A 9,952-nucleotide genomic window follows, 5' to 3' on the forward strand; every position below is an offset into this window, starting at 1 on the left:
CTTCCGGCCCGGCGCTCAACACCCAGGGGTTCCGCCTCTACCAGTCCGGCAACTACCCGGAGGCCCTGGCGAAGTTCCAGGCCGCCGCCCAGGCCACCCCGGACTACGCCCTGGCGCACTACAACGTCGCCGCCACCCTGGGCGTCCTGCGCAAGCAGGGCAAGGTGTGCGAGTACAGCGCCCACCGCGACGCCATCGTCGAGCAGCTGACCACCGCCGTGCGCCTGGACGCGCGTCGGCTGAAGCGGGCCCGGGCGGACCGGGACCTGGACGTCATCCGGGACACGCTCGGCTGGCAGAAGCTCCTGGGCCGCACCCCGGAGAAGGAGGCCGACGTGCCGGCCCTGCTGCGCGCCGTGTCCTGGTACGGCCCCGGCGTCGGCGTCTACGGCACCACGCGGGGCCTGCGCTTCGCGGACAAGGGGCGCGTGGAGCTCTGGGAGAAGCAGGTGGACGACAACGGCAAGCCTTCGGAGACGCGCACGCCGGGCACCTACACCGTCCGGGGCCGCGCCGTGGAGGTGACGCTCCCGGGCCGCAAGCCCCTCACCGGCACGCTGAGCGAGACGGGTGTCCTCACCTTCCCGGAAGGCCTGGGTGCCTTCACCGACAGCCCCGCGGAGTGCGACGCCTGAAGTGACGTCCCGTGCACGCCTACACCCGCGCAAGGGCGCATGGCCCTGGCGCGCCTGCCTGCCGGTGCCCAGCTTGGTCGCGAGGGGGGAGGCCAGTGCACAGACTCAATGCGAGACAGTGGGGGCTGGTAGCCATCGTCGCGGCGGGGCCGTTCGTCCTCGCGTTCCTGCTGGGCGCGGCGGCTCCGGAGCTGCTGGAGCCCGTGCTCGGCACGCCGCTGGGAGGCCTGAGCTGGCTGCTGGCCACGCTGCTGGGGATCACCGGCGGCGCCCTCTTCGCGCGCATCCTCGCGGCCCTGCAGCGCCCGCGCATCCAGGCCTCTCCCACCCTGCGCCTCGTGGGCACACTGGGCGGCGCCGGGATGGTGGTGGGCCTGTGCATCGTGCCGGCGGTGGCGCTGCTGCTCGCCGGGCCCACCTGGGCCATGCACCTGGGACGTGAATCACTTCCCGCGCCCCACGCCCTGCGCTCGCTCAGGGGGAGCGCGGTGGAGCTGCTGGGACAGGCCCGGCGCGCGTTTCCGCACCGGCTGCCGCTGTCCCAGCTCCTGCTGCCAGGCCCCCGGTAGGCTCGCGGCCTGACGGCGCCTGGCCTCGCGTCAGGCCGCCTTGATCTTCGCCGGCGGCGCGGACAGCGCGTACCACGCGGTGCGGAAGGCCTTCAGCTCGCGCAGTCCGGCCGGGTGACGGCCCAGCGCGGGCGCCATCGTCACCGGCAGGCCGATCTTCTTCTCGATGGCCTTGGCCGCGTTCAGCTCCAGCTTGCGGCGGTTCTCGCACTTCTCGCAGGTGGACTTGGGGCCCACGCGGTTGACGAGCACCCGCTCCACCTGGAGCTTGCGCTCCTTCAGGTACTCCACCAGCCGCTCCGTGCGCGACGCCGCCAGCTCCTCGCCGCGCGTGACGACCACGAAGCGCGACTCGCTGGGGGACGCCAGCGCGTCCTCGAAGCGCTTCACGTGCTTGAGCATGCCCGCGATGTCGTCCGCCAGATCGCCCAGGCCCTTGGCGCGGTGCTTGTTGAGCACCGCGTGCAGCGCGCCCAGCCACGTCTTCGCCGTGTCCGCCAGCTCCACCACCCGCACGGACGTCACCACCGGCGACGAGTCCACCACGATGCGCTTGAAGCGCTCCTGCACCAGCGCGTCCGTGAGCACGGACATCGCCGCCAGCTCGTCGATGCCCGGGGGCGCGCACTCCAGCAGGTTGCGCAGGTAGAGCAGGTCCGCCGGCACGTCGTTGCCCGCCTTGGGCGCGCCCTCGAAGGCCTTCTCCGCCTTCTCCTTCAGCCGCTTGCGCAAGGCATTGAACCAGCCCGCCATGTCCAGCTCGCGCGCGTACAGGCCCTTGGTGCCCTTCACCTGGGTCTCGGTGTCCGTCAGCCGGCTCTGCAGCACGTCCGACAGCGAGTGCGCCGGATCCGTGGAGATGAGGAGCACCGGCCCCTCCTTCTCCGTCAGCGTCACCGCCGCGGCGGCAGCGCAGGAGGACTTGCCCACCCCGCCCTGGCCCACGAAGAAGATGAGCCGCGTGGGGGGCAGCGGAGGCGCCGCGATGGGCGGCATGGAGGGGGCGCGCACCAGCGCCGGAGGACCTTCCGCCGCGCTGAACTCCAGCGCCTTGGTCTCCTTGCCGGCCGCCCACTCCTTGGCGAACTCCTTCAGCCCGTCCAGCCCCCGGGGCGCCACCTCGCGGCGGCCCAGCAGGTTCACGGGCACGACCTTGTCCAGCGCCTGGTACTTGCGCACGTGGGGCGCCTGCAGACCGCGGCGGCCCTGACACGACGAGCAGCCCTCGTGGTCCTCCACCTGGTTGACGAGGACCTCCGTCACCGGCAGACCGCGCTCGCGCAGCTGGGTGAAGTACATGCGCGTCTGCGCTTCCGGCACCGGCTCCGCCAGCGTCACCAGGTGGAACGCCGTGCGCGCCGGGTCCTTCAGCAGCGCCAGCAGCTTCTCCGCCTTCTGTCCCAGCAGATCCAGGAACCCGCCCGCGGACGGCAGCGCCGCGTCCGACTTCTTGCCCTTGCCGCCCGAGGACGGCACGCGGTCCTGACCCGCCCGCACGAAGCCCAGGAACTTGCGCAGCTGGGCCGGCATGTCGAACAGGCGCAGCGTGTGGCTGGTGGGCGCCGTGTCGACGATGATCCGGTCGAACTCACCCGACTCCAGCAGGTCCACCACGTGGAAGAGGCCCACCAGCTCCTCCAGCCCCGGAACGGCCTGCTGATAGAGCTTGCCCATCTCCTCGTCGGACAGGTGCGTGCCCTTCACCGCCGCCTTCGCCAGCGCCGGGAGGTAGTCCGCCAGGAACGGCTTGAGCAGCGCGGCCGGATTCAGCTCCACGGCCCACAGCCCGCCCTCGCCCTTGCCGGCCTGCAGCTTGGTGGCCTTCGTCGGCAGTTTCTTCTTCAGCAGGTCCGACAGCGACTGGACCGGATCCAACGAGACGACCAGCACCTTGTGCTTGGGAGCGTCTTCGGAGAGCCTCACCGCGTACGCTGCCGCGAGCGTGGTCTTGCCCACCCCGCCCTTGCCGCCGAAGAAGTGAAGAACTCGCGCGTCGCTCATTCGTTGTGGCCTTCCTTGTGCCCCCCGGCAGCACCCCAGATGACTCACGTCGGACAACCGCGCCCAGGGGGGCGGAAGTGGCCCGGTATGATCCGTCCCGGCCGGCCCTCACCAACGGGTGGGAGAGGAGCGCAGGATCCCCCGTTCAGGGGGGAAAAGTCAAGAATTGACAGGGGTTTTCAAGACCTCCCCCTGCCCTTCCAGCCTTCCTGGCTGCCCTCGCGCGCACGGTGCCTGATCCGCCTTCAGGCCCGCGAACTCCCGCGAGCCCGGCCTACCCGTGGGGTCAGCGGACGAGGAAGCTGCTGCTGGCGCCCAGGGGCCCTTCGTTGCCCTGGCCGCCCATGGGGCCGCCCGGGGTGCCCTGGGCCCGGTTCTCCGCCGCGTAGCGGTTGAGCTTGTTGTAGAGCGTCTTCTCGCTGACCCCCAGCACCTCCGCGGTGCGGGCCTTGTTGTTCCCGTTGCGCTGCAGGCTGCCCAGGATGTACTCGCGCTCCACGGCGTCCAGGCTCAGGCCGAACGGCAGCTTGAACGTGTGGCGCTCCGGCCCCTTGCCGGCCATGTCGGGCGGCAGGTGCTCGCGGGTGATGAGCTCCCCGTCGCAGAGGATGACGGCGCGCTCCACGGCGTTGCGCAGCTCGCGGATGTTGCCCGGCCAGTCGTAGTTCTTGAGCACCTCCATGGCCTCCGGGTGCACGCCGGACACGCGCTTGGCGGAGTCCCCGCGGAACTTGTCCACGAAGTGCTGCACCAGGATGGGCACGTCCTCGCGGCGCTCGCGCAGGGGCGGCAGGTGGAGCTGGAACACGTTGAGGCGGAAGTAGAGGTCCTCGCGGAAGCGCTGGTTCTTGATCTCCTGCTTCAGGTCGCGGTTCGTGGCGGACAGCACGCGCACGTCCACTTCAATCTCCACCTTGCCGCCCAGCCGGCGCAGGCGCCCCTCTTCCAGGACGCGCAGCAGCTTGGCCTGCAGGTCGATGGGGATCTCGCCCAACTCGTCCAGGAACAACGTGCCGCCGTGGGCCATCTCGAAGACGCCCGGGCGGCGCTGATCCGCGCCGGTGAAGGCGCCGCGCTCGTGGCCGAAGAGCTCGGACTCGATGAGCGTCGCGGGGATGGAGGCGCAGTTGATGGCGATGAAGGGCTTGTCGCGGCGCAGGGACAGGTTGTGCACCGTGCGGGCAACCACCTCCTTGCCCGTGCCGGACTCGCCGCTGATGGAGACGCTGGCCTTGGACGGGGCCACCTTCTCCATCATCTCGATGACCTTGCGCATGCCGGTGGAGCTGGCGATGAGGTCCGTGGAGCCCAGCTGCTTGAGGCGACGCCGGAGCGTCTGCACCTCGCGCATGGTCTCCTTCTTCTCCAGCGCGCGGTCGATGCAGACCTTGAGCCGCGCGGTGTCCAGCGGCTTCACGATGAAGTCGTAGGCGCCCTCGCGGATGGCCTCCACCGCGGTGTCGATGGTGCCGCGCCCCGTGAGGAACACCACCGGGCAGTCCGGCAGCTCCTCGCGCAGGTTGCGCAACAGCCACAGGCCATCCGTCTCCGGCATGGCGAGATCCGACAGGACGACGTCGGGCCGGAACTCACCCGCCTTGCGGAGGGCGTCATGCCCGTCGAACGCGGTCTCGACCTTGTGACCCCAGGCGGACAGCATCTCCGCCAGGGCCTCGCAGGTCTCACGTTCGTCATCCACGGCCAGGATTCGTGCGCTGCCCAAGGTGAAAACCTCCACTGCGAAAAAGCGTGGTGTAACCGAAGAAGCCCGTCAGCGACCCGAAGGGGGGATCAGGCGCGCGGGAAGACCAGGCGGCAGGAGCCCGCCCGAATATCGAATTCGATGCCCAGCTGGGCGGCCCGGAGCGTCAGCGCGGCCACCGTGTCGGTCGCCTGTTCGGGCGCCGGGGAGCCGTCCTGCACCTCCAGCACCGCGCGAGCACCCTCGGCGCGGACCGCGACCACCACGGTGCCGCCGGGATCCGCGCGGTGGAAGGCGCGCATCAGCACCTGGACCAGGAAGAAGCCCAACTCCGTCGTGTCCTCGAGCCGCGCCTGCACGTCCGGCTCGATCGCGCGCTGCACCTGGAGCCGGCGCCGGCGGCTCTCGTGGCCCAGCACGTCCAGGGCCTTGCCGGTGGCGTCCGACAGCGGCGCGTCCCCGGAAGGGCCCGCGCCGCGGAACACGATGAAATCCGAGAAGAGCTTGAGCAGGCCGTCCACGCGCTGGATCTGCTCGCGCATGGCCTTGAGGTTCTTCTCCTGCGTCGCCGGCACCTGGCCGGACTCGCCCTTGAGCTTCTCGGAGAGGACCTCCAGGTGGATGGCCAGCGCGTTGAGGGGGTTGCGCACGTCGTGCAGGAGGCTGTCCATCAGCGCCGGCACGGCGTCGTAGCGGGCAGCGCCCACCACGGGATCCGACACATCCTGGACAGAAGACACACTGCTGACCACCGCTGATGAGCTAACCACCTGGAACTCCTCGGAATTTCCGTCGCCCCCACCCCCGCCGCCACCCTACCGGACCCAGGATTTAGGGAGCACCCCCGGGATTGGCAACCCTCGGTCGGTAATTCTTGCCGGAGATCTGAAATTCCCGTGTAGGGACGGCCACTTACGAATGCATCGAAGTGTCCTTCAACCAACGCGGGAGGGGCCTGCGAGGATCAGCCTGTCCAGGGTCTGTCCACCCCAGGACATCGCGCGGCCCTCAGGTCCCGGGCGCTGGAGGCTGGGCCGCGGGCCCCACGCCGATGAGCTGCAGGCCCAGGCGGGCGGCGTACTCGAAGATGCGCGGGTCCCGGTAGAACTCGCCAAAGACGATGCGCGTGCAGCCGCTGTTGGCGATCAGCTTGAAGCACGGCCAGCAGGGACTGGCCGTGGTGTAGATGGTCGCCCCGTCGATGGAGACGCCGTTCTTGGCGGCCTGGATGATGGCGTTGGCCTCCGCGTGGACGGTGGCCACGCAGTGGCCGTTCTCCATCATGTGGCCCACGTCATCACAGTGCGGCAGGCCGCGGATGGCGCCGTTGTAGCCGGTGGACAGGATGGTCTTGTCGCGTACCAGCACCGCGCCCACGTGCTTGCGGTCGCAGGTGGCGCGCGTCGCCACCTGCTGGGCGATGTCCATGAAGTACTGATCCCAATTGCCCCGAGCGGACATGCGCGCGAACCTCCGGATGAAGAGCCCGCAGCTCTACCGCCGGGTCACGCCCTGATCCAGTTCGCGGAAAAGGCCCCGCCTCCCGGCTCCGGCGTGGATCAGCGACTGGCGGTCTTCTGCGGACCCGCGCCGTCCGCGTCCCGCTCGAGCAGGCGGCCGAAGCCCTTGGCCTGGAGGAAGCCGCGCACCTTGGCGCTGGGCGCGGCGAACGTCTCCCCGGGCATGGGCACGTCGAAGCTGAAGTTCTGGGCCGCCACCTCGAAGTCCACCTTCGCGGTGCGGTAGCCCTCGACGATGGCCAGCAGCTTGCCCGTCTCCAGGCTGAAGATGCCGCCGCCGGAGGCCCCGTAGCCGATGGGCGCGTCCGTCTTCAGCATGCGCGGGTGCTTCGTCTCCTTGTCCCACTCCACCTGGGACACCATGCCACCGGAGATGGACAGCGCGCGGCCGTACGGGGACGCGGCCACCACCACGTCCTCGCCCGGCTCCAGCTCGTCGTCCGCGGCCAGGTCCGCCACCGGCCACGTCACGCCCGACACGCGCAGCAGCGCCAGGTCCAGCTCCGGCACCGCGCCCGTGGCCACCACCTCCGCGGCGTACTCGTGGGACTCCGCGCGCCGGTCCACCACGACCTTGAGCACGGGGTCTTCCAGATCGCCCGGCTCCACCGCGTGGGCGTTGGTGAGCACGTAGCTGACGGGACCCGCCTCGCCGGTCTCCGTGCCGATGACGACACCCGACGCCGAGCGGCGCACCTTGCCGCTCTCCGTGGTCACCAGCCGCACGTTGAGCGGGAGGATGCGGCGCACCATCGCCTTGCGCGTCGGCTGGGGCACCGGCGCGGGCATCGAGCGCACGCGCTCCACCACCAGGGGGGCCCGCGTGTGCATCCCCCCCGGGGTGTCCTCCGGGGCCTGGGACGGGGCACTGGCGCACGACACGAGGGCCAACAGGACAGGGGTGCCCAACAGCAACCGGTTCATCAACGCTCCAGGCGCAAGGAGGAGGGGGACGAGGGACGACACACGCGCGACTCGGTGGCGGTTCCCATCATCCCGAGCCCCTGCCCGGATTGAAAAGCAGGCGGGCAGGCATCGGCTTGCGATTGCCTGCCCGCCGCCAGCGTCCGCGTCACCGCGTCAGGCGTAGCGCTGGCGCATGAGGAAGAGGATGGCGTCCTTCGCGCAGAACTCGCAGTAGCCGTAGCGCTCCGCCATCGTCTTCAGCGTGCCCTGCACCTGGGACTGCTCGCGCGGGGAGAGCTGGTTGCGGTCCTCGGAGAGGTACTTGAGGACGTTCTCCTTGTTCTTGCGCAGCACGCGCTTGCGCTCCTCGAAGTAGTGGTCGCGCAGGCGCTTGAACATGTCCGGGAAGATGCGCGGGTAGTCCATCACGCCCTCCGGGTTGTCCAGCCGGTGCGCGCCGATGGAGGCGATGAGCCCCCGGCGGAAGTCCGCCGCCGCCTCGCCCTGCGGCATCACGATGGCCTCCACCTCCGCCATGCGCGCCTCGTCCGGCTTCTCCGACTCGCCCGTCACGCGGTTGCGCATCTTCTCCCCGCGCACCCAGTGGCTGACGCTCTGGATGTAGCGCTCCACCAGCTCGCGGTACTGCCCCTCCGACACGAGCCCCATGGAGTCGCGCACCTCCGAGTCCACCCGGTCCAGGTACTCGCCCTCCACCACGCGCACGAAGGCCTCGTGGTCGTGGTAGCCGTCCATCACCTCCTGCAGGAGGAACTCGTAGACGCTCTTGTCCTTGCAGAGCGACTGCAGCTCCTCCAGCACCGCCAGCGCGTGCAGGCACTTGTAGTCGGGGTTCTGCGCGGCGTTGAAGAGCGCGGTCTTGATCTCCCGCGCGCTCGCGCCGGAGCGGCCCTCGTAGTTGGGGTACGACTCCGACTCCTCGTACATCTCCTCGCGCAGCTTCAGCAGCTCCTTGGTGTTCGCCGTGCTGAGCCGGCCGGGCGCCCCACCCTCCTCGTACAGGTGCAGCTTCTCCGCCGGCGCCACCTGATCCACCAGGGGCTTCACGTTGGGCGGGTAGCGGTCCGGGATGGGCTTCTTCAGGCGCGTGAGCACCGCCCACATCGCGGCCACCTCCGTGGCGTGCGGGGCGACGTGCTTGCCCACGCTGGTGGCGGTGATCTGCGCGTCGTAGATCTCCTGCTCGACCTTGTAGCGGCGCAGGTACGGCACGCGCACCAGCTCGATGCGGCCCTTGAACGACGCGAAGTCCGGCAGCTCCTTGAAGGCGGACAGGTGCTTCTCGTTGGAAGAGGCGATGAGCACCTCGTCCAGCTGGAGCACGAACGGCTCCAGGGGGACCTCGCTCGTCTCGCTGAAGCCCAGCAGGTACTTGAACGCCTCCAGGGGGCGCTTGAGCAGGTCCGCGTATTCGATGAGGCCCCGGTTGGCGTGCACCAGCGGGCCGTGGGGTTCGAAGAGCACGGTGCTGTGCAGCGCGGCGGGCAGGTTGAGCTGGGTGCGGTCCGCGGAGATCTGCTGCGCGGCGGCGTCCACGCTCATCTGCGGCTCCACCGTCACCGTGCCCACCTGGTAGCGGCGCGACACGTAGAAGCGCTCCACCTGCACGTGGCGCAGGACCTTGAGGTAGTCCCCGCCATAGGAATTGAGCAGCGCGATGTAGATGCGGCGGCACTTGGCGCACAGCTCCCCGTCGCGCAGGTAGTCGGAGAGGATGAAGTCCCCCGTCTCCCCGTCGCCATTGCCCAGGCCCTTCTTCTTGAGCGCGCCCTCCAGCAGGCCCCGGCGCTCCGAAGGGGGCACCGCGAACAGCGGGTGGTCCCGCAGCTCGCAGGGCATGCGCAGATCCAACGACTCCGCATCCAGGTGGGCGAACGTGGTCAGCTCGCCCTCCCCGGACCCCGTCCCCGGGCGCTCGCCGAAGCCGATGGAGCCCTTGATGAGCTTCTCCGACGGGAACACCCAGGCGATGCGGTACAGCGCGCCCTGGGGCTGGCGGGAATAATCCTCCATGCCCTCCTTCAGCGCGTTGACCAGGCTGGACTTCGCGCTGCCGTTGGGGCCGTGCAGCATGATGAGCTTGTTGATGCGGCCGGCGCGCACGAAGTTGCCCAGCAGGCGGTAGAGGGCGTTCTGCACCTCCTCCTGCCCGGCGACGCGGCCGTCCCGCTCCGTGGAGGGGGCGTCGAAGACCTTGAAGCGCCGGATGGTGCCCGTGGGGTGCGGCACCTGTTCGGTGCCGTAGTGGTCCATCACGTCCCGCAGATACTGCGCCGCGTTGCGCGCCTGGCCCTTGGGGTCCGCGAAGAAGAGCGTCAGGTACTCCTCGAAGGACAGGATGGACCGGTTCTTGATGAAGTCGGCGCTCACCTGCGCGCCCACCTCCTGCAGATAGCCCTTCGCTTCCACGGCGGCTCCCCTCTGTGCGTGGGTGAATCCCTCGGATGTAGCCACGGCGCGAGGCCGTCGCATGTGAACCCCGGGGGCTGACCTTCGTTCCCGTCCCCCGGAATTGTAAAGCGAGCGCCCCCTGTCAGCGGGGCGGTGTGTTCGGGGCCTCGCGCTTCGCCCTCCGGCCGGCCGGGCGCGGGAGGGGGG

General features: G+C 69.9%; 8 protein-coding genes. 2 read left to right on the plus strand and 6 right to left on the minus strand.

The genetic code is table 11. The annotated features are described in order from the left end of the window. Positions 1 to 635, plus strand: a 635-nt coding sequence (locus D7V93_RS28590) for a tetratricopeptide repeat protein (RefSeq protein ID WP_120646404.1), incomplete at its 5' end; no start/stop codon positions are given. Positions 636 to 730: 95 nt separating this feature from the next. Further along, the gene (locus D7V93_RS44580; protein WP_147451383.1) at positions 731 to 1,204 is read left to right on the plus strand and encodes a hypothetical protein; all 474 of its coding nucleotides are present in this window, start codon (positions 731 to 733) and stop codon (positions 1,202 to 1,204) included. A gap of 30 nt (positions 1,205 to 1,234) precedes the next feature. On the opposite strand, the gene D7V93_RS28600 is transcribed toward D7V93_RS44580, so the two are convergent. The 6 genes from D7V93_RS28600 to D7V93_RS28625 form a co-directional block, all read right to left on the minus strand. Further along, the gene (locus D7V93_RS28600) at positions 1,235 to 3,205 is read right to left on the minus strand and encodes an ArsA family ATPase (protein ID WP_120646406.1); all 1,971 of its coding nucleotides are present in this window, start codon (positions 3,203 to 3,205) and stop codon (positions 1,235 to 1,237) included. 286 nt (positions 3,206 to 3,491) lie between these two features. Next, on the minus strand, positions 3,492 to 4,928 hold the full coding sequence (nla6, locus tag D7V93_RS28605) for an enhancer binding protein Nla6 (protein WP_120646407.1): 1,437 nt from the start codon (positions 4,926 to 4,928) through the stop codon (positions 3,492 to 3,494). A gap of 68 nt (positions 4,929 to 4,996) precedes the next feature. After that, a complete protein-coding gene (locus D7V93_RS28610) occupies positions 4,997 to 5,617 on the minus strand; it encodes a histidine kinase dimerization/phospho-acceptor domain-containing protein (RefSeq protein ID WP_244237567.1) in 621 nt (206 codons plus the stop codon). 298 nt (positions 5,618 to 5,915) lie between these two features. Further along, positions 5,916 to 6,368: a deoxycytidylate deaminase gene (locus D7V93_RS28615; RefSeq protein ID WP_120545666.1), complete on the minus strand. Its 453-nt coding sequence runs from the start codon at positions 6,366 to 6,368 to the stop codon at positions 5,916 to 5,918. A 98-nt stretch (positions 6,369 to 6,466) separates the two neighbouring features. Beyond that, positions 6,467 to 7,351, minus strand: coding sequence for a S1 family peptidase (locus D7V93_RS28620; protein ID WP_120646409.1), 885 nt, complete (start codon positions 7,349 to 7,351; stop codon positions 6,467 to 6,469). A gap of 156 nt (positions 7,352 to 7,507) precedes the next feature. Further along, positions 7,508 to 9,763, minus strand: coding sequence for a PrkA family serine protein kinase (locus D7V93_RS28625; RefSeq protein WP_120646410.1), 2,256 nt, complete (start codon positions 9,761 to 9,763; stop codon positions 7,508 to 7,510). Positions 9,764 to 9,952 lie beyond the last annotated feature (189 nt).

The sequence above is a fragment of the Corallococcus llansteffanensis genome (assembly GCF_003612055.1).
Classification (GTDB): Bacteria; Myxococcota; Myxococcia; order Myxococcales; family Myxococcaceae; genus Corallococcus; species Corallococcus llansteffanensis.